The following is a 21,510-nucleotide window of genomic DNA, read 5'->3' as shown; positions in this document are numbered from 1 at the left end:
GTTGTACTAGGTGACCTTGCGGTTTGCTTCCGCAGCGAACTTCCGCTTTCCGCCCACACAGCACATTACCTCCACAAAATCGACAACCATTGAAACGCGAGAGCATTCCCTATTCCACCCACTCCCCTATCTCGTATCCTTTTTCCTTAAGAGTAGCTTTTAACAGCCTGCGGATCATCTCCGGCCTGCTTGGATCATCTGCTTCCTTTGAAATCAGATCATCGACAGCTTCGAGTGTTTTTGCATGAAGACGCACAAGCACGCCTGTCGTATCTCTTTTCGGTGGTGCCATTTATCTCTACCTTAGCCTGTTCGTGATATTAATATCACGAACAACTTCCGCGGCAAGGCAAATTTGGCCTTTAGAGGCTCTTTCCACAAAAGACCTATTGCAATATTGATATCAGTATTGCATATAGAATGCAGATGACGAGCAGCTGTAACTGCGCGCCATCCTAATCACAAAGATCCTTAGGAGATCCCCATGACTACGCTCACGATTACCACGCGCGCAGCGCATTCCGCCACCCCTCCCCGTTTTCTCTCAAGGCTTTTGAGGAGGTGCTGCTTCATATGGAGCGCACCATCGCGCTGGACCAGGATGTGAAGCACATGCCGCATCACGACTATTCCGCCGTCGAGAGTGCGGGTGAAGCGACGGCCGATGCCTGGGTCGCGACCGAAGCGTCCGCCTTTGCGTTTCTGCGCGCGCATGCAGGTGCCACTGCTGTTCCTTTTCTTGTCGAGACGGTGAAGGATCTGGTCTCGCTGCTCGATATCGAGACGGAGGAACATCCGGCACTGAGCGAGACAATGGAAGCGGCAATCGCCCGTCGCGTATCTGCGCCGCGCGGCACGGACCTGCGCAACCTGTTGAACCGGGCGCTTCCTCTGTTGTTCGGCATCGCGTCTATGAAGGCCGCGTTTTTCGAGCGTGATCACGCCCAGGACGCCGCCTGATCTCCAGCGCACGGACCGCGTCTTGCGCGGTTCTGACCCTCCCTTTTCAAATCACATATAGGAGCGCTTCATCATGATGCTGCCCCCCGTCTCCCCTATGCCTGCCGAGCACACATCCACCCCTGCCGCACTGTTTCCCGACTATGTCCGGCTGTCCCGTTCGGCGACCCCGACGCACCCCCCATTTGACGGAAAGATCAAAGCAAAATGGCAGAAGGCTGCCCGCAAAAAGGGCTTCACCATCGTTGATCGCGTCAAAGACCGCCTGCATGTCGCCCTGCTCTGTCATGACTGCGGCTGCACGCATGTAAAGCGCGTGAACGTGGTACTCGGGCATAACCCCGAATGCCCCCATTGCATCAGACACCAGCGCATTGAGCATGCCCGGACATTAGGTGCAGTGCTCTTGGGGCGTGACCCCAAAAACCGCCACTATGGGTTTTACCATCTCTCGTGTGGGCATCAGGTACGCCGCCAGTTTCACCGGGTAGCACTCGCGGCTGACGGAGGTCATGGCCTCGGCTGCGAGCCATGTCGCGAAGAGCGTTATCGCTCGCAAGCAAACAAATTTGGGTGGGACCTCCTTGGTCCCGCCTCAAGCGGCAAACCGGGCTACCGCAGCTATCGCCACACCTGCGGTCAGACGCAGGATATCATGGTCGGCAACATGCTCTGGGGCGATTGCGCCTGTTCGGGCTGTAGCCTTGGCAGAACGGCGCAGCCTTCCCACATCTACCTTTTTGTGATTGATCTTCCCGGACGCCCCGTCCTCAAACTCGGCTATAGCGCACGTCCGGCAAAGCGCCTCAAGCATCAGCTCGGCATCGACAAGGGCATCACCACGGAGGTGCTGCGTGTCGTGAACCTTCCGAGCGGACACGACGCCCGGGCAGAGGAAGAGCGCGCGCATAGAACGCTCACCGCGCAGTTTCCGGACAGTGTTGTGGCCAAGGCCGAGTATGGCGATGCCATCAACGTCACCCGCGAGATCTACCGCCCCGAGGCAGCCCCCTTCATCCACCGCTTGCTCGACGAGATCGAGGCACGTTTCCCGGGCACGGGTGATTTGCATCCGCACATCGCCGCCTGATCCTTCTTCACTTCCCTTCTTCATTGAACAAAAGGAGGCATGCCAATGCCCCACCATTCTATCGCGCGCGATAGCGCAACTCCCGCCTTCACTCTCAACCTGATGCAGGAAGTCCTCCGGCGCGTCTTTGCCGAGAACCATCGGCGGACTAATCTTCCTGTCCGGTTTACGCAGTCAAAGCACCCCTTCGATGACGACAATGACGACGACTTGATGGATTTCCCGGACACGCCCGAGGATGTCCCCACGCTGCCCTCATACCAGACCACGGCCGCTGACAATCTCGGACCCGAAGAGATTGCTGAGTGGCAGTCGCGCGGCATTGACCCCTATGCCACCGCAGCCGATGGCACTACCCGCCTCCAGCAGGCAAAGCTGCCGCTGACCCGTATGATCTTTGCCGCACGCTTTGCGGCCATCTTCAATACGCCAGAGATGGCGCGGTCTCTTGTGTCGCCACAAGCGGTTACGCTGCTGTCAATTCCCGACGATGCAGAGCGCGAGCTCTTCTTCGAAATGTTTCCGGACATCTTGGAACAGACCGCACAGGCCCTTGATGATGCAGGCATCCATTTACATGGCATTGCTGTTGCGGAGCTTCCGAATGTTCATGCCGCATCAAGCAATCGCGGCCGCAAGGAGTTCAACGACAAAGTTGACCGGCTGATCGCTAAAGGCAACAACGTGATCGTTGTCGCCAGAACCCGCGATGATCTGCCGCCCAGCGGGCAGCTGCTGTGCACGCGGACTGCTACCTTGCCCCCAGTCACGGGCGATATGGTAATCGAGATTTTGCGGCAGACCCATTCCATCAGCGGAAAGCTGTCAGACGTCGCGATCCGCGGTCGCTTCCCCAACGACGCTGCCTTGCAAGAACTGCCCATGCCGCTGGTCAAAAGCGCGTTTGCAGAGCAGACTACGCTTGAGGTTGCAGATCGCCTCCTCGCACTGACCCGCCGCCTCGGCACAGGCAAAGTGGCGCGGGGCCCGTCTCTTGATGCCATCTATCTCCCGCCCCAAGCGCAACAGGACATGAAGCATCTCCTCAGTGACCTCGGCCAGTGGCAGGCAGGCAATCTGCCTTGGTCGGAGGTCACGTCATCGGTGCTCCTCTACGGCCCTCCAGGAACCGGCAAAACGCTTCTCGCCCAGGCCCTCGCCGGCTCTGCCGGTATCCCGCTCATCGCCACCAGCTACGGCATCTGTCAGAAAGCGGGCCATCAGGGCGATTTTCTTCGGACATTGTCCGAGAGCGTAGAAAAGGCGATCGCCTGTGTCCCCTGCGTGTACTTCATCGATGAGCTGGACTCATTTTCCAAACGATCTGTCTCTCACCGGAACTCCGGCTATGTCGCCGCAATCGTCAACGCCCTGCTCGAGCACCTCACAACCCTCAATAACACTGCTGGTGTAATCGTTCTGGGCGCAACAAATCTGCCAGAGAACGTGGACCCTGCAATCATCCGCCCCGGACGTTTTGATCGGCATACGGCGCTCGAGAACCCCGACCGCGCGGGGATCAAACGGATCTGCGAGATTGAGCTCGGCGCAAGCTCACAAGAGCTCGATCTTGCTCCTGTCGCCGACCGCCTGCTTGGTATGTCAGGCGCGCAAGTTGCAGCCGTCGTACGCGACGCCCGCGGACAGGCACGCCATAGCAACACGACGCTCGGCAACCAGCACCTCAAGGCAGCTGTCGACCATGTCGCCCCCGAGGGACGCCAAGAGGATCTGCACCGCATCGCCATCCACGAGGCAGGCCATGCCGTTGTCGCACATATTCTCGGCCTACCCCTGCCCGACATGGTGCGCATCACGGCCCGCGGTGGGGCCTATCTCGGCAAGATCCCCTTTGCCGCGACAAAGAAAACCGTCTGTGACCAGATCGCCGTCACCCTTGGGGGCCGCGCCGCAGAAGCCGTCCTTTTCGGATCCGTCTCAAACGGCGCAGAATGCGATCTGGAACAGGCGACCGAGCTTGCGTTCAAAGCGAGATACTCATGGGGCCTCTATGCAAACAACCTGCTGTCCCTCAGCCCCGTAAAGCTGGCTCATCTCGACCCCCTCGCGCCCCTCGGATCAGTCGTGAACTCGGATATCAAGAACCACTATCTGCGCGCCAAAGAAGTCGTTGAGGACAACGCAAAGCTGGTGCAGCGGGTGGCAGCAGCCCTTCTGGAGCAGCGGGAGATCGACGGGGCAACGTTGGCCGAGATATTGGCGGCGCACACTATCACAAGCCATGATCGAACAACGAAGATCTTGGCTGGTTAACCTGCAAATCGATAGACCTTCTTGGCGGAGCGAAATATCGTACGGGTATCACAGGAGGTTACACAAAAGGTTGCACAAATACTGAAATTGATGATCATCGCTGGAAATTAAAGACAAACATATCAGTACATTAAGCCATTTGGGCGAAATTAACTCCGATCCCTACCGTCGGAGCCATTTCTATCACCCCGTATTGAGTTGGCACAGTGTATTACTTCCGGCTATTGCCGTAAGTATCATTCGTCAGAATGTAATTCCAGATACTGCTTGATGATGTCGTCGGTCACATTTCCAGATGTAGTCGAAAAGTACCCATGTGCCCAAAAACGCCTAACCCAGTAGCGCTTGCGCAGTTCGGGAAACTCCATCTGGATACGACGGGACTACCTACCCGATAGACTGGGCGTTGAGGCCCGGATGACCCGTGTCCTGCCCCATGACACCCAGATCAAAGCGCCCAGACTCGCAGATGCAGTGCTGACGGATCGCCAATAGCGAACGGGAATAAATTCCGCAGTGCCGCAATACGATCCAGTGGGTTCGACCCCCGCTTCTTTTGGTTGATAATGGGGAATAAGTTTACTGATGCGGATGATGCCTCCGGTGAAGCAACATCCCCTGCATCAGTTATGCCTTACACTATCTTTTTTTGCATCAGTTTGACAACTGATGCAAAGTCCAGTTCTGGGTTCGTTCTGTCCAGTCCACCTTGCGTTCCAAAGAAGGGGCCGACGCGATTTCTCACCTCGGCCCCTTAAAATCTCAACAGTATATGATCTTACCCGATCCTGTAGTTTGGGCTTTCGCGTGTGATCTGGACGTCATGCACGTGGCTTTCTTTCAGCCCAGCACCGGTGATCTTAACGAAATTGCAGTTCTTGCGCATCTCATCAACGGTTGCACAGCCAGTATAACCCATCGCCGCGCGCAGACCTCCGACCATCTGGTGCACCACGGCAGCAGCACTACCCTTGTAGGCCACCTGACCTTCGATGCCTTCAGGCACCAGCTTATCACTCGCTGCGTCTTTCTGGAAATACCGGTCGGCAGAACCGCTGGCCATGGCGCCAAGGCTGCCCATACCACGGTATCTTTTGAAGCTACGACCTTGATACAGAATAACTTCTCCGGGGCTTTCATCAGTGCCGGCAATCATCGAGCCGACCATCGCACAGGAAGCACCTGCCGCAATTGCCTTGGCAAAATCACCGGAGAACTTGATACCGCCGTCAGCAATAACCGGAATCTCACCGGCCGCTTTTGCGCAATCCATGATCGCTGTCAGCTGTGGAACGCCGACGCCTGCAACCATACGTGTGGTACAGATAGAACCTGGTCCGATGCCAACTTTAACCGCATCAGCGCCCGCACCGATCAGCGCGCGCGTCGCCTCACCCGTCGCCACGTTACCTGCGACAACCTGCACATCGTTGCTGAGCTTCTTGGCGCGCTCGACTGCAATCGCCACCCCTTCGGAGTGTCCATGCGCCGTGTCGATCACGATCATGTCCACGCCGGCATCAACCAGCGCCTGTGACCGCTCGAAGCCCGCATCGCCCGTGGTGGTAGCAGCAGCGACGCGCAGACGCCCAAGCTCGTCCTTGCAGGCGGTTGGATTGAGCACGGCCTGCTCGGTGTCTTTGAGGGTCAGCAGGCCAGTCAGCACGCCTTTGCCATCAGTCACCAGCAGCTTTTCGATCCGGCGCGCTTTCATCAGGCTAATGGCTTCATCACGGTCTGCTGGTTCTTGCAGGATCGCCAGATTGTCAGTGCTCATCATCAGGTGCACCGGTGTGTCGTCAAGATGGGCAAAACGCATGTCGCGGTTTGTCACAATGCCAACGACGCGGCCCGTTTCGTCGACCACCGGAAAGCCGGTGACGTTATAGCGTGCCTGCAGCGCCTTGGCATCGGCCAGCGTCTGGTTGGGCGTCAAGGTGATCGGGTTGTAAACGATCCCGCTTTCGAAACGTTTGACGCGGCGGACCTCTTTGGCCTGCTCGTCAATGGTCAGGTTGCGGTGGATCACGCCCATACCGCCGGCCTGTGCCATGGCAATAGCCATGCGTGCTTCGGTCACCGTATCCATAGCCGAGCTGAGCAAAGGGATGTTCAGCGCGATGGAATTGGTCACGCGGGTGCGGGTATCTGCGGTGGAAGGCAGGACCGATGAGGCGCCGGGAACCAGCAACACATCATCGAACGTTAGAGCCTCACGAATCTCCATAACAACCTCCAAGGGTAATGGCATCATTTGGCGGTTTTCTATTTCACGGATAGACTGGATTGGAAAGACCCCGAGACGCTCACATCTTGCATTTGATCACCGCTTGCACAAAGCTGCGGCAGAACAGGAGAATGTGATGAGCAAACACGGGTATGAGAGCGGCAGGTTGGACCTGCCATTTGTCGGCATTTCGACTTTCGGCAAACGCCCTTATGAGCCCAACTGGGCCAAGCTGGATGCCGATGTGGCGATCCTTGGTGCGCCGTTTGACGCAGGCACGCAATATCGCGCCGGTGCGCGCTTTGGCCCGCGCAGCGTGCGCGAAGCCTCCACCCTGTTCAGCTTTGGTCATGCAGGCGCCTATGATCATGAGGATGATCTGACCTATCTGCCCGGTGACGTGAACATTGTGGACATGGGTGACGCCGACATCATCCACACCGACACCGAAGCCAGCCATGCCAATATCGAGGCCGGTGTGCGCGCTGCATTGGACGCTGCCGCCCTGCCCGTGGTCATCGGTGGCGATCACTCCATCAACATCCCCTGCATCCGCGCCTTTGACGGCCAAGGTGACATCCACATCTTGCAAATCGACGCGCATCTGGATTTCGTGGATGAACGGCACGGCGTGCGCAACGGTCACGGCAACCCGATGCGCCGCGCAGCCGAGCAGCCCTATGTCACAGGCCTTACACAAGTTGGCATCCGCAATGTCAGTTCCACCGCCAAGGAAGGCTATGATGACGCGCGCGCCATGGGGTCTGACATCATCAGCGTGCGTCAGGCCCGTGCGATGGGGACCGGAGGCGTGCTCGCGCATATCCCTGTTGGTGCAAGGCTCTATGTAACCATCGACATTGATGCCTTTTGCCCCTCGATAGCACCAGGTACCGGCACGCCTTCGCACGGCGGTTTTCTCTTTTACGAAGTGCTTGAGCTGTTGCAGGCCGTGGCAAACCGCCATGAAATTGTGGGCATTGATCTGGTCGAGGTCGCGCCAGATTACGACCCCGCAGGCTCCACCCAGATCCTTGCCGCGCAAATCTTGCTAAATTTTCTTGGCTTTATTTTCCATGCCCGCCGCGAGACCTGAACCTAAAACGCTGAAATGACGCCATTCAACCTAATTATGACGTGTGCAGTCTTCCCCTGCCCGAATGCTTGGCTATGTTGCTCTGAAACATATCTCGGGAAGACCTAGCATGAGCGATGATCCACTTGTTATCTTCACCCCTTCGGGCAAGCGTGGACGCTTTCCTGTGGGCACGCCTGTACTGACAGCTGCACGGCAACTTGGCGTTGACCTTGATTCCGTCTGTGGCGGGCGCGGTATCTGCTCAAAATGCCAAATCACACCGGGTTACGGCGAGTTTTCAAAGCATCGCGTGACGGTCGAGGCAGACGCGCTGTCAGAGTGGAACAGCGTCGAGACGCGCTACGACGACAAGCGCGGATTGAAAAAGGGCCGTCGTTTGGGTTGTCAGGCGACTGTGCTAAAAGATGTGATCATTGACGTCCCTGCGGAAAGCCAAGTTCACAAACAGGTGGTGCGCAAACGGGCCGAGGTGCGTGACATAACGCTCAACCCATCGACCAAACTGTTCTATGTCGAAGTCGCCGAGCCTGACATGCACGACCCCTCTGGCGATCTGGAACGCTTGCGGATTGCCCTGCACCAGCAGTGGGATCTTGAAGATGTCACCTCCGATCTGCACATCCTGCAAATCATGCAACCCATTCTGCGTAAGGGTAACTGGAAAGTCACTGTCGCAATCCACTTGGGTGATCACGAGAACAAGCCGCGCATTATGCACATCTGGCCTGGTTTCTATGAGGGCACGATTTACGGCGTCGCTGTCGATCTCGGCTCGACCACCATTGCGGCGCACCTGTGCGATCTGCAAACTGGCGAAGTCGTTGCCTCATCGGGCGTGATGAACCCGCAGATCCGCTTTGGCGAAGACCTGATGAGCCGCGTCAGCTATTCCATGATGAACCCTAAAGGTGCCGAAGAAATGACACTGGCGGTGCGCGAAGGGATGTGCGGCCTGTTCACACAGCTCGCGACCGAGGCAGAGATTGACAAGCAGTTGATCGTGGATGCAGTGTTTGTCTGCAATCCGGTAATGCACCACCTCTTCCTTGGCATTGATCCGTTCGAGCTGGGCCAAGCGCCTTTTGCGCTGGCGACATCTAACGCGCTACGCATGCGTGGCCGCGATCTCGACCTCAACATCCATGAAAGCGCGCGAATCTATCTGCTGCCTTGCATCGCTGGGCACGTCGGCGCGGATGCGGCTGCCGTGGCTTTGTCGGAAAGCCCGCAGCTTTCTGATGATCTGGTGCTGATCGTAGACGTGGGCACCAACGCAGAGATCTTGCTGGGCAACCGTGAAAAAGTGCTCGCGTGTTCATCGCCCACCGGTCCAGCCTTCGAAGGCGCGCAGATCAGCTCGGGCCAACGCGCCGCCCCCGGCGCAATCGAGCGGGTCGAAATTGACGCCGTGACCAAGCTGCCCCGCTTCAAAGTCATCGGCTCTGATCTTTGGTCCAACGAGGAAGGATTTGATGCCGCTATCGCCCAGACCGGCGTGACCGGCATTTGCGGCTCTGGCATCATCGAGATGGTGGCAGAGATGCGCATGCATGGCATAGTCGATGCGCCGGGCCTGATCGGCACGGCCGAACAGACAGGATCATCTGCGGTCTTCGCGGATGGGCGTACTAACAGCTATATGGTTTATGACGGCACCGCAGACGGTGGCCCGTTGATCACCGTGACCAACCGCGACATCCGCGAAATCCAGATGGCCAAGGCGGCGCTTTATTCAGGTGCGCGTCTGCTGATGGATAAGTTCGGCGTCGACAAGGTGGATCGTATAGTGCTGGCCGGTGCCTTCGGGGCGCATATCTCCAGCAAACACGCGATGGTCCTAGGTATGATCCCTGACGCGCCGCTAGACAAGGTCAGCTCGGCGGGCAATGCCGCCGGCACCGGCGCACGGATCGCCCTTCTCAACAGCGAGGCTCGCGCCGAGATCGAGGAAACCGTGCGCAACATCCACAAGATCGAAACCGCGATCGAGCCGCGCTTTCAGGAGCATTTCGTGAATGCCTCGGCCATGCCAAACGCGGTGGAGCCTTTCCCGATCCTTAACTCCATCGTCACCCTGCCAACCCGCACCTTCAACACTGGCGGCGGCGGCGACGGCACCGGAGCGGGTGGTGGTCGCAGACGGCGCCGCGGATGAGCGGAAACAGCGACCAGCGTAGCTTTTGGACCGATCAGGCGGGCCCGCTTTGGGTTGACCAACGCACGGCGATGGATACCGCTCTAGCAAAGGTTCTGGAGGGCACACTGGCGCGTGCCGAACTTCGGTCTGGACGCAGTGTGCTGGACATCGGCTGCGGTGCAGGCACCAGCACGCTGGCTGTGGCGGAGATCATTGGCGATAGGGGGCATGTGACGGGTATCGACATTTCCACCACATTGCTTGAAGCGGCGCATGCCCGTTTGAAAGGGCAGCACAACATCGCCTTCCTTCAGGCAGACGCCCAAAGCCATCCTTTCGTCCCTCAAAGCGCGAACCGGATCGTGTCGCGCTTTGGTGTAATGTTCTTTGATGATCCCGTAGCCGCGTTCAAAAATATGGCCACCGCATTGCGCCATGAAGGGCGTATCGTGTTTTCGGCGTGGGCGGATATTGCGGAAAACCCGTTTTTCACCCTGCCAGCAAAAGTCGCCCGCCAGTTACTCGGTCCGGTGCCCAAGTCTGATCCGGATGGTCCGGGCCCGTTTTCACTGCGCGATCCGGCCCGTATTGCGCAAATTATGGATGACGCAGGTCTTGTCACTAAAGTCGAAACGGTAGCAGAAATACTGACCATCCCCGATGGCGCAGAGGCAATGGCCCGCGTCATGTGCCGCATCGGCCCCGCCAACAAAACATTGGGCCATTACAACGCGGACAGCGCGCAACACACCCGCCTGATGGACGCTTTGACAGAGGCGCTTGTGCCTTTCGAGACAGCCGACGGCGTCACCCTGCCCGCTCAAATCAACTATGTCACAGCACGCAAATCCTCTTGACGCTTGACCCCGTGCGGCTTAGGTCAAAGCCACTGGCGCGCGGGTATGGTGAAAAGGTATCACGGCAGCTTCCCAAGCTTTAGTTACGAGTTCGATTCTCGTTACCCGCTCCAGATAGAACTGCATCCCGTTGATTTTACTCAGATTTTAAATGAGAGCGTAGATCAGCCCGCAAAAAAACCCACCAACCCAAAAACACTCTCATTTGAGCAAAGACTGCTTATCAGTCACCCATATTTCAATCACCTTTGTCTGGGTAAGTCGCGGTTTCGTAGGGCGAAAAAAAATTATTCATTTGAAACTCAAAGAATTCATTAAAGCAACTATTCAATCGATATACGAAGCTAGTAGTGAGTTGGCTGATGATAACCTGGGTCTGCTGGTCAATCCGGCAATGACGACGGGCGGCAACACCGACGTTCAGTACCATGCCCGCATTTCCCAAGTAACTTGACGTTTTCGCACCTCCTATTGCCAGTAACGTGTTATATTTCAGGATGTTAATCGGGCTGAAGGTGGCGGATTATGGATCACCCAGAGGGTGCACGCGAAACGGGTGATGGGCGGCTTGGTTTTGACCGCCGGGTGCGGCTGGAATTTCGTGGCACGCAGCTCAGTTCCGACGGCGGTCTTCTGGTGATGCGCGAGTTGGATGACGTGCTCGGGCTGTCTGATCTTGCGTCGGGTGCGCTCAATGACAGCCGCCGTGGCAAGAACACCGTTCACCGGCTTGACGGGCTTTTTCGACAATCGGTCTATGGTCGGCTTGCGGGCTACGAGGACGTCAACGACGCCGACCGACTGGCTCTTGATCCCGTCATGCGCCAGGTTGTCGGTGGCCGTGCCGTCGATGCGCAGGCAGCCTCGGCATCGCAGATGGGGCGGTTCGAGACCGAGACGCTGGCCCTACCCGAGAACCGGGCGGCGTTGGCCGATCTGAACGGCACGTGGATTGACCGCTTTCATGATCGCAACGGGCTGAAGTACATCACGCTGGACATGGACAGCTCGGTCAGCCCGCCCCATGGCGATCAGGAAGGCACAGCCTGGAACGGGCATTTCGACTGCACCTGCTACCACCCAAACTTCTTGTTCAACCAGTTCGGCATGCTGGAGCGCTGCGCCCTGCGCAATGGCAATGTCCACAGCGCCGACGGTTGGCAGGATGTGCTCGACCCGGTGATCGCCCGATATGCCAAGCGCGACATCATGCGCTTTTTCCGCGCCGACGCCGCCTATGCGATCCCCGCGATCTACGCGCGGTTGGAAGAGGCAGGCTATTTTCACGCCATCCGGCTGCCCTCCAATGCCGTGCTGAAAGGGAAGATCGCACACCGGCTGACCCGACCTGTGGGGCGTCCGTCGCCAACGAAGGTCAAGCGCCTCTACGAGGATTTCGAGTATCAGGCGCAAAGCTGGGACAAGCCTCGCCGTGTCATCGCCAAGATCGAATGGCATCCGGGCGAGCTGTTCCCAAAGATCGGGTTCATCGTCACCAACCTGCCGATGAACCCAGATTGGGTGGTGCGATTCTACAATCAGCGCGGCACCGCCGAGCAACACATCAAGGAAGGCAAATACGCCTTCCACTGGACGCGCCTGTCCTGCAAACGGTTCCGCGACAACGAGGTGCGGCTGCAACTGCATGCGCTGGCCTACAACCTGGCGACCTTCTTGCGATGCATCGAATTACCCGAGGCCATGGCCGATTGGTCTTTGACCAGCTTGCAACTGAAACTGATCAAGATCGGCGCCCGTGTGGTGCGTCACGCCCGCGCCATCACCTTCCAACTCGCCGAGGTTGCCGTCACCGGTGCTATGATCAGGGCCATCCTTGCCGCAATCCACCGATTACGAGCGCCGCCGTCATGTGCGTGACCGCAATCCCGACCCAAACTAAGCTAAATCGGCAGGACAGGTCCGTTCGCCACGCTGCAAAACTTGGCCGCATGACCAAGGTGATGCTCATTCGCGGTCCGATCCACCAACATTCGACCGCTCTGACGGCCGCAGTCGAGCCTGAAAGCGCAAAACACTTGATCTGGTGGCAAGATCAGGCAAAGTTGACGTCAAGCAGCAGGCCACTTGGGGAATGTCGGCTATGATGGATTTGCGCCCGTTACATTAGTCCAATTTGACGTTGCCGTAGTTGAAAGAAACTCTGACAAAGCTGGAGGCAAAGCAGGCATCAACATCATGCCCTTCAAGGCTGAAGCGGGCGCTGAAGTATCCAATGCATACAACAATAGCAGCAGGATAACGTTTGAAATTCGTTTGGCGCTCCCAGCAACTAAAATTCATTATTATCAAAGACTTACGTAACTTATTACCAAAGATCGTTAGTTTTAGTAAATAATCGCAGCCCCCAAATCTAAACCGCTATCCGCTTCTGTGCATCGACAAAAACCAGCCGCGCCGTTTCTCCGAATTCATCCTTGGCCACAAAGTCAGGTCGGAAGAGGCGCGAGCATATGACCGAAGCGATTTGATTGAAAACGACGAGGAGTGATGGAGCGATGGACAAAAATGTTGACAAGCGGGCACTGGTTTCGATTTCTGAAGCGGTAGATATTGCGTTTGAGATGTTACACGTACTTGGGGTATGGCGGTTTAGTTGTTTGATCGTCATAGAACTCCGCGGTTTACGAACAAAAGTAGGATGGGAACCACCTCAATTGTGAGCCAGACGAACAACGCAAGCAACACGATCCACACAAGCCGTTTAAGCCACGGCGGCAGATCACGAACTTCTGCGTTAGTAGCAGCTGCAGGCGCTTTTGCGGCTATGTGTGCGGTTGAATTTCTAGCCCTTGCGTGCTCCCCCGCCTCGGTGGCGGCTTGGTACGCGGCTTTTTCCGAGAAGTGTTCGTCAGAATGCAAGTCCGCCGACTGTTGAGCATAAGCGGCTGTGCGTTCCCGCTTTAGTTTTTCCAGCTTGCGAAGAATGCCTCGCTTTTCGCCCTCAGTCGTGGCGCTGTCGTGTAGCTTCCGCTCTAGTGCCTCGATTATGTTCATGGTGGGCTTATCTTATTAGGTTGCGGTGAGTTTATGCACGCTTAGAATTTCATTGGACCCGTGCTCAAGTTCCCTGCAAGGTACAGTTTGTGGAAGGTTAAGCCTAGCCGAGGTTTTCTTTCCACTCAAATTGACCAGCGCGACTTCAGGAACCAGTTCCAAGCGGTTCAGAAATGTCATCTGACGGTTTATTCCAGTTCATACTATCCATTATTTTGTCGCGCATTTTGTCCACGAATAACCAGCATCGGTCGCGGGTTCCGCATTGGACGCAAAGTTCTCAAATATAGTGCCCTTACCAAAACTGATCGGGGGCAAACGTGACGGGCGTGGCATCACTGGCATTAAGAACCCCAAGATATCCGACCACACCGGCAATTGGTGACATTGAATAGAGCTTGAAGTCCTGCGCAGCACCATGCCATCGTGAGCGTGGTTTACATGATTGCCATTTTATCCGACAGCGCATTAAACATACGGGAGAATTCGCCTTGAACGATCATATCGATACGACACAGGGCTCTCTTGAAGCGTATGAAAGTTGTGAGTGGCTCGAAGGGGGCCTCGCTTTCAACAGGCGCAGCTTACATTCGTGCCTTATTGTGCATCATGACTCGGGAATGCCCCATTTTGCCGACTATAATGGCGGGCCCTTGCCAATCGAAGAAGTCATCAAATCACGCAGCGAGATTCTGGAAAAGCAGAGAAATGGCGAAACTCATGATAAATGCAAAGGGTGCGCGCATTTAGAGAAGAAAAAATGGAAAAGATCGCCGTATCAATTCAACATTGTGGGAATTGCCCATTATTCACACTGTAATATTAAGTGTAACTATTGTTTTCTTCAGACGCAGGATCCTTCTTCTTTTTCAAGCGGATTCAAACCCTACAAGATCGCCGAACAAATTCGCCACCTTTATGATGAGGCTTTACTCCATCCGGATGCCATCATTGATTGGGGTGGCGGTGAGCCGACAATCTACCGCGAGTTTGATGAAATCATGCAATTGAGTCTCGAGCGTGGTGCTTTCCATTACCTGCACAGCAATGCTGTGCGGTTCCCGGAATTCGTCGAAACATCGCCCTATGCCGACAAAATACATATCATTTGTTCGATCGATGCCGGTTTGCCCGAGACCTACTTCGCCATGAAGCAACAGGACTACCTCGAACAGGTGTGGGAGAATCTGGGCCGCTATTTGAGTGCTGGGAGTATTGTGACAGCAAAATATATCATGCGAGATGACAATTTTTCCGAGGAAAATCTGAGTGCTTTTGCAATCCGTGCAGAAGAAGTTGGCGTAAAAGACATTCTCATCGACATAGATTATGATTTTCCCAATCCGTCAAGGGAAGTGATTACGGCGCTGGCGCATCTCAAACATCTATGCCTGACAGCAGGATTGCAGGTGCAATACGGCTTCACTGGCGATAACTTTGCTGCGGAAAACAGGGTCGTCGACCAGATCCAAGGTGCATTTGCGACCCGTCAAATCAGCGCCATCCAATCGCTGATCAGGGAGCGCGATTACTCTGTCTCTGAGAACACCGCTGCCGATCTGGAAGAACTGGTCAAGATGCTGTTCGACCATTGCGAGCAAAAGGACCAGGCTCTCCAGGAAAAAGAGGAGATGATACAGCAACTTTCCGCGGCCCTTAACAGCATCCCTCCTATAGAAACGGCGTCTTTACCCATAGAGGAAAAAGCGCCGCAGCCTCCGCAGGAATTAGCCCGTCCAATTGCTCTGGAAAAGGCGCTTATACTCCCGCAGGAGAAGGCCACTGCACCGTCGCTGGAACTAACAGAAGAGCAGACGCCCCATCCCGAGATCCTACCGACGGCGAATGCACCGACCGTTGTGCCCGCGATGTCAAAGAAGGTTGAGCCTAATCCAGCGGCTTCAGTTTCCCTTGCCGCTCCGGCCATTCGGGTAGAGCAGGCAGGTTCGGTGCAGGGAATGCAGCAGGAAACGGCTGTCGACCCAGACGCACCAGGGATGCAGATGCGTCTGCTCGGCCGCACGGGCCTCAAGGTGTCTCCTGTAGGAATCGGCACGAACCAGCTACGCATCACGTCGCGCGCCGAGGCCATTGAAACGCTCCATACCGGCTTCGAGAACGGCATCAATATCGTGCATGTCTCAGCCGATTATGAGGGTGCCGATGAAATCGTCGCTGAGGCGATCCGCCTTTCCGACCGTAAAGTCTACATGGCGGCAAACAGCTATGATGTGCATGGCAACACCAACGGCCCTGTAGACCACTTCATCAGCCATTTCGAGCGCACATGCGAACTGCTTGAAACCAATCGTCTCGATCTCTACGGGATCGCGGCGGTCGAGGATCGCGAAGCTCTGGGTGAAAACGTTTGGGGCGAAAATGGCATGGTTGCATTCCTCAACAGAATGAAGGCCGAGGGAAGGCTGGGGCACAGTTTCTGCACCACCCATGGCGAACCCGACTTCATCGAACGGATCGTGGACAGCGATGCCTTTGATGCGGTTATGATGTCCTATACGCCGCTCGGGTTTCATCTTCTCAGCCTGCACCCCCCCAAAGGCCGTGGGTTTGAGGATCTGGCCCTGAACCGCCACCGCCTCTTTCGCAAATGCGAGGAAAAGAACATCGGCATCATGGTCATGATGCCGCTAGCAGGTGGTCTGATGCTGGATAGCAAGGCAGCCCCCCCCGACCCGATTGATGGGGCGGGGCCGCAGAATCTGGAAGCCGCAACAATCTTGCGCACCATCCTCGAAGACCCGGCCGTCAGCACGGTGATGCCGGGTACGGCGACGCCGGTGGAGGCCCGCGAAAATGCACGGGCCGGATGGGCCACGGGGCCGATTGCACCGGAGCAGACGCGTGCATTGACTGAGCGGATTGCCACGCTGCGCACCGACATGTGCAGCCGGTGCGGGGCCTGTGAACCGCTTTGCAGCCGCAGCCTGCCCGTATCCTGGTTATTTCGGGCCACGCAGATTGCCGCCCAACCAGCCGAGTCCTTTGAAACCTGGCCAGATGTAGATTATTTCCGCCTTCACCCGATGGGAGAAGCACCATGTCAGGATTGTCCCGATGTTTCCTGCGAATGTCCCTATGGTCTTGATATCCCGGCAAGTCTGACGAAGGCTCACAACCGGATGCTCGATCAAGCGGCGTTGGGGCAAGTCCCGCTGCCACCCGGAGAAAAGATGCTGGATCGTGGAAACGGCGCTTTTGCAGCCCGTATCCTGCGCCTTGATTTACCTGAGCGGTGCGATGAAGGCGTGCGCCTTCGCGGGCGCGTGTATCTGGAAAACATCGGTACATCGCCATGGCGCAACTCAGCCAATGGCGTTCGTCTGCAACTCCTTCTGAACGGTCAGTTAGCAGGCGATGTTTCGGCAAGAATAGACGTACAGCCCGGCGCGCGGGCATATTTTGTCTTCGAGAGCGCAGAAAATTGCGAGGGTGCTTTGTTGAATCTTGGACTTCAGCTCCATGCCGGCGACCTGAACGCCGATCATATCGACCTGCTCGAGACGAGTTTAGCTCTCCCGGCAGAGCGGGAGGAGATCAATACAGCCATTAGGAACAGCCTGTCTGTTTCCCTAGCGCATCTGACCCGGGCCGGATCAACGGAAACCTCGAAAGAGGTCGGCGATTACGGCGTGGAATGGATTGCACATAACCTGCCCGAAAGCTGGGCCGAGGAAACGCCGTTCTGTTTTTACCTGACGGTCCGTAATACGGGTAAGCGACGCTGGCCACATGCAGCGAGCGCTGCGGCCAGTGTCAACCTCGTGTTCCGGCTCGAAAACGAGGTCCATGCCATCAAACCCTTGCCGCATGACGTGGAACCGGGGCAGACTGTCACCCTGTACTTCATGGAAGCGCTGCCATCAGGCCTTGGGGCATGGGATGTCAGTTTTTCGTTCGTCGAGCAGAACGTCGCATGGTTTCATGAGAGGGGTGTGGAGCCGCTGTGTGTACTTATCCAGCGCAGCCCTGCCCTCGATGACCACACGACGCGCTGGACCGATACCATGCATCGCAACAATCCCGCCTATTTCAGCCCGGCGCAGGGTGTTCCGCGGAGCCGCACCGGCGAACCTTATCCAACCCTCATCGCTCATGCATCCGGCGCTCAAATAACGGATGCGCGCGGGAATAAGTGGATCGATTACAACATGGGCTGGGGATCCGCGCTGCTGGGATACGCTCATCCCGAGATTGCCGATGCCGTGGCGCAGGCCACTTCCAGCGGCGCCATCCTCAGCTTGCCGCATACTGACGAGGCGGATGTGACTCGATTGCTGTGTGACCTTTTCCCATGCGCGGAAACGGTATTGTTCGGGAAAAACGGGTCCGATGCCTGTACGGCAGCCGTTCGGGCGGCGCGGCTTCATACCGGGAAGACCCACATCCTGTTCTCAGGCTTTCACGGGTGGCAATATCCGTTCGCCCAGGTTTTTGAGCCAGCACTCAACAAGGCGGAAGGGGACGGCGCCGCGCACCGGTTCGACTTGAACAATATCGAACAGTTCATGCAGCTCGTTCAGAAATATTCGGGAAATATCGCAGCTGTCATGGTCGAGCCGGCGGCACAGGCGGTCAGCGTGGATGGTCCTGTGCGCAGCGGTGATGTCGCCTTTCTGAAACAAATCGCTGAGATTGCGCGGGATCAGGGGGCCTTGCTGATATTCGACGAGATCATGACCGGCTTCCGGCACCGGAAGGGGAGTGTGCAGACAGCCACTGGCATCACGCCTGATCTTACCTGTTTCGGCAAAGCGCTGACAAGCGGTGCCCCTCTAGCCGCGTTGGTCGGGCGGCGCGATGTGCTCGCTCCGGCTCTCAGCCGGTTGTTCTATCACCCCACCTTCAAGAACGATGCCCATGCCTTCGCCGCAGCGAAGGCGGCCATCAACATCTATCGCCGCGATGATGTCCCGAGGAAAATTGCCGAATTCGGGTCGCAATTGCGCAAGGAGATCACTGCGTTGACTGAACATATTGGCGTCGATGCAAGCATTATCGGGCCGCATTATCGAATGCTCTGTCGTTTCAACGAACCCGAGGCCGGTTTGCGAAAGTTCAAGCGCACCTTGCTTCAACAGGAGCTGATGAAACGCGGCGTCATGACATTCCGGGGCTACATGCTGCCAAGTATTGCGCATGGGGACGAAGAACTGGATCTAACGGTCAAAGCCTATCACGGCGCCCTGGAAGCTATTCAGGAGGCCGAGGTGAACAATACATTTGCAAGCGCGCTGGAGATATTGCCCGTCGAATGAAAAATCAACAGCTTATGCCTGCACTTCGCGCTGCCCTTAACGCGCGTCTCATACTTGCAGACATGCCGCCCATCGTCAGCAAGTGAGAGTCCGAAAATACTAGTCTGTCAGGTCAATGCGCATCTGTCGTCTCTTTACGGGACATCTGAGGGGCATTTTTACCCGGAATATGTCTGGCTTTCATCCGCCTCAATGGTCGCAGGTGCAAACCGAGTGTCCTTCAACCATTTGAAAATCAGATTGGCGTTTACGTCTCAACGGACTTATCGCTGTCTTGGCATGACCGACTTCGATGCACTAGAAGAACGAAGCCTTGGAAGATATCGGTCATTTAGATCATAGAGCTGGTAAAATACGATAGCCCGCATATTTCGGCTATTATTCCGATTAAAATTGTTCGATCAGGTCAGGATGCAAGATCAATAACCTTGAGCCAACGAGGTCGCCATACGCCTTTTTTGCGCCTTGACGGCACGGGTCCAAAACTGCCGGAATGGACTCCGAAAATAATGGAGCGCTGGGATGGAATTTGTAGCCATTGACGTAGAGACAGCAAATGCGAACATGGCCTCTATCTGCTCAATAGGTACTGCGGCTTTCGAAGATGGAGTGCTGACAAACGAATGGTATTCGCTGATCGACCCGCAAGACTACTTTGCCGGTATGAACGTTTCGATCCCCGGAATTGACGAGTCGCATGTCGTGGGAAAATTGGGATATTCTGTAGCGCTAGCAACCACTAGCCGTACGGAACCTTCTTTGCCAGAAGGATGCCTTGAGTGGCGGTTACGTGCAACTGCATTTTTTTTCCGGGGTCCACATGTTACTCAGCGTAGCCAAATGATTGCAGCTCATGTGTCAATATATTGTTGAGCTGGACAATCGTTTCAGGTTTGAGTTTGCGTTTGTGATCACCGGGCGTGACCTGCCGTTTGTGTTTGGAGCTATCTTCGACGTCAACCGAAAATTGAGTTTTTTTGTGCAACTTTGAGCGCAGTTCATCGGAAATTGGCTGATCCAGAAAATCCGATATCTTTCCTAACCATTTGGGGGTGTTCTCTGTCATTTCCTCGTATTTCAGAACCAGGAAATCGCTGTGACTGTTGATGATCTTCGAAAGAATTTCCATTCGTCGTCTGTAATTTTCTGCGCGGGCAAGGACGAAATGGTCGATACTCAGCTCGCCACTCTTTTCACGCCTCTCATAAAACAATTTTGCCCTTTCCGGATCAGGCGGCGGGCTATGACTTTCCTTTTGCGAAAAGTACAGCGAGGTCAGACAATCACGCGGATCGCGGATCTGCACGATCATCCTGAGCGAGTTGATCTTGTCCATTTTCGCAACATAAGGTCCACGAGCCATGCCATAATAAACGCCATCAGCAAGAATGTTCTTTTGATAATCGATGTAAAACTCGGCTTCTGTGAGGGGTGAAGCCCAGGATTTATTTGAAATGTCGTCAATCTCATAGCGCAATGCACCAAAGAAATCCAAAAGGATGGAGTTGGCAACTGTGCTGCCGGCTTTATGCATTGATGCAGCGATTACACTTTTCATTTTTGACTTCCTTTGGCCGGCACGTCTCAACTGGAATGCCATCCGTCACTTGGTAATGGCGTTCTGGATTTCGATCAAGCCGCTGGTCCAAATTGTACCGTGGCTCGTGCATCTGACACGCGATCAGGGCAGGATTTATGGCCTTCACTTGGCTCACCACCATATCCGTCAGCTTCCACGCCCAGCTCCGCCAGCCTACGTCTACATCGTCCAGTTCTCACAACAGGCTTTGCAGCGTGCGCATCTCGCCCACCGGCGTATCTCCCACGGGGTGGGACGTAATCACATACATCAACAACCGCGTTTCTGCCGTCCACCTGGAATCACGGAACTGCAATGGGCCTTGAACCATAGCCGCGTCGGTCTGGGCGCTACGGACAATCTCCGCATGTTCAGTCCGTTCCACAACTCCGAGGTGTCTGCATCCGCGCCGTTCTGCACGGAGAAGTCTCGCACTGCGCGCAGCATTGCCGCGTGCTTTTTATCAGAAAGACAACCTTTTGGGCCATGAGTGACTGGCGCAACCCTGAACCGTTGCTCAAGGCTCATCGCTATCTGCATTCGCGGGCAATGTTCTGCTTTATGAAACGGGTCACGAAGTTAACCAGCTTGATATTGTTGGGTTCGATTCATTGACGACATCTTGATTGTTGCGAAGTCCAAAGCTGAGTTGGAAAAATCCGTCAGTCTCACTAAAAAGTGTTTGAGCGATTTTGGCTTTTCGCTTTACGAACCTTCGCCAGACAATGACAAGGCCGGTGCGGGAATGTGTGTTGAAACGTTCGGTTTTCTTGGCTGTGACCTGCACACTTCAAAACGCGTCCCTAGTACAGACTCTTTGAGGCGTATTTTTGGGAATGTTGAGGAGGCTCTGTCATCGTCTCAGAACGCTATCAAGAACCACAAAGGGAAGGTTCGACCGTTTTCCTGTCCATCACTCCCCACGCGCTGTGCTACACTCCTAGGCTCAGGACGCATAACCAGAATATGACGGTTGCTGTGAGAGCGATGGCGGAC

General features: G+C 55.8%; 14 protein-coding genes, 1 tRNA gene and 1 pseudogene. 11 read left to right on the top strand and 5 right to left on the bottom strand.

Annotation, left to right across the window (positions count from 1 at the left end; translation table 11 throughout):
- Window positions 1–109 precede the first annotated feature (109 nt).
- The gene (locus V7730_RS18085; protein ID WP_335748991.1) at window positions 110–292 is read right to left on the bottom strand and encodes a hypothetical protein; all 183 of its coding nucleotides are present in this window, start codon (window positions 290–292) and stop codon (window positions 110–112) included.
- Between the two features lie 281 nt (window positions 293–573).
- On the opposite strand from V7730_RS18085, the gene V7730_RS18080 reads away from it, so the two are divergent.
- The 3 genes from V7730_RS18080 (at window position 574) to V7730_RS18070 (ending at window position 4,324) form a co-directional block, all read left to right on the top strand.
- Window positions 574–960 carry a hypothetical protein gene (locus tag V7730_RS18080; RefSeq protein WP_335748990.1) on the top strand — a complete coding sequence of 129 codons (387 nt, stop codon included), beginning with the start codon at window positions 574–576 and terminating at the stop codon, window positions 958–960.
- Window positions 961–1,033: 73 nt separating this feature from the next.
- Entirely contained in the window at window positions 1,034–2,050 is a 1,017-nt protein-coding gene (locus V7730_RS18075; protein ID WP_335748989.1) for a hypothetical protein, read from the top strand.
- Window positions 2,051–2,095: 45 nt separating this feature from the next.
- Window positions 2,096–4,324: an AAA family ATPase gene (locus tag V7730_RS18070; protein WP_335748988.1), complete on the top strand. Its 2,229-nt coding sequence runs from the start codon at window positions 2,096–2,098 to the stop codon at window positions 4,322–4,324.
- 236 nt (window positions 4,325–4,560) lie between these two features.
- Here V7730_RS18070 and V7730_RS18065 read toward each other — a convergent pair.
- Window positions 4,561–4,707: pseudogene (locus tag V7730_RS18065) on the bottom strand (transposase); the annotation flags it as partial.
- Window positions 4,708–5,102: 395 nt separating this feature from the next.
- Window positions 5,103–6,551, bottom strand: a complete 1,449-nt coding sequence (guaB, locus tag V7730_RS18060; protein ID WP_335748987.1) for an IMP dehydrogenase — start codon at window positions 6,549–6,551, stop codon at window positions 5,103–5,105.
- A gap of 136 nt (window positions 6,552–6,687) precedes the next feature.
- On the opposite strand from guaB, the gene speB reads away from it, so the two are divergent.
- From speB to V7730_RS18025, 7 genes are all read left to right on the top strand, one after another.
- A complete protein-coding gene (gene speB, locus V7730_RS18055) occupies window positions 6,688–7,647 on the top strand; it encodes an agmatinase (RefSeq protein WP_335748986.1) in 960 nt (319 codons plus the stop codon).
- Between the two features lie 109 nt (window positions 7,648–7,756).
- Window positions 7,757–9,805: an ASKHA domain-containing protein gene (locus V7730_RS18050; RefSeq protein ID WP_335748985.1), complete on the top strand. Its 2,049-nt coding sequence runs from the start codon at window positions 7,757–7,759 to the stop codon at window positions 9,803–9,805.
- Window positions 9,802–10,644, top strand: a complete 843-nt coding sequence (locus V7730_RS18045; protein ID WP_335748984.1) for a class I SAM-dependent methyltransferase — start codon at window positions 9,802–9,804, stop codon at window positions 10,642–10,644. Before V7730_RS18050 ends, V7730_RS18045 begins: the two co-directional genes overlap by 4 nt.
- A 39-nt stretch (window positions 10,645–10,683) precedes the next feature.
- A tRNA-Gly gene (locus V7730_RS18040) sits at window positions 10,684–10,757 on the top strand.
- 92 nt (window positions 10,758–10,849) lie between these two features.
- On the top strand, window positions 10,850–11,098 hold the full coding sequence (locus V7730_RS18035) for a hypothetical protein (protein ID WP_335748983.1): 249 nt from the start codon (window positions 10,850–10,852) through the stop codon (window positions 11,096–11,098).
- A gap of 71 nt (window positions 11,099–11,169) precedes the next feature.
- Window positions 11,170–12,522 carry an IS1380 family transposase gene (locus V7730_RS18030; protein WP_335748982.1) on the top strand — a complete coding sequence of 451 codons (1,353 nt, stop codon included), beginning with the start codon at window positions 11,170–11,172 and terminating at the stop codon, window positions 12,520–12,522.
- Window positions 12,523–12,729: 207 nt separating this feature from the next.
- Window positions 12,730–12,966 (top strand): hypothetical protein, encoded by a 237-nt coding sequence (locus V7730_RS18025; RefSeq protein ID WP_335748981.1) that lies wholly within the window; start codon window positions 12,730–12,732, stop codon window positions 12,964–12,966.
- A 303-nt stretch (window positions 12,967–13,269) separates the two neighbouring features.
- Here V7730_RS18025 and V7730_RS18020 read toward each other — a convergent pair whose 3' ends face one another.
- A complete protein-coding gene (locus V7730_RS18020) occupies window positions 13,270–13,659 on the bottom strand; it encodes a hypothetical protein (protein ID WP_335748980.1) in 390 nt (129 codons plus the stop codon).
- Window positions 13,660–14,150: 491 nt separating this feature from the next.
- Between V7730_RS18020 and V7730_RS18015 the strand changes: the two genes are divergently transcribed.
- The gene (locus V7730_RS18015) at window positions 14,151–18,935 is read left to right on the top strand and encodes an aminotransferase class III-fold pyridoxal phosphate-dependent enzyme (protein WP_335748979.1); all 4,785 of its coding nucleotides are present in this window, start codon (window positions 14,151–14,153) and stop codon (window positions 18,933–18,935) included.
- An 823-nt stretch (window positions 18,936–19,758) separates the two neighbouring features.
- Here the strand turns inward: V7730_RS18015 and V7730_RS18010 are convergent.
- Entirely contained in the window at window positions 19,759–20,493 is a 735-nt protein-coding gene (locus V7730_RS18010; RefSeq protein ID WP_335748978.1) for a sulfotransferase domain-containing protein, read from the bottom strand.
- Between the last annotated feature and the right edge of the window lie 1,017 nt (window positions 20,494–21,510).

Source organism: Sulfitobacter sp. (genome assembly GCF_036961165.1).
Classification (GTDB): Bacteria; Pseudomonadota; Alphaproteobacteria; order Rhodobacterales; family Rhodobacteraceae; genus Sulfitobacter.
The sequence above is the reverse complement of the archived record's forward strand: the minus strand, read 5'-3'. Positions and strand labels throughout refer to the sequence as shown.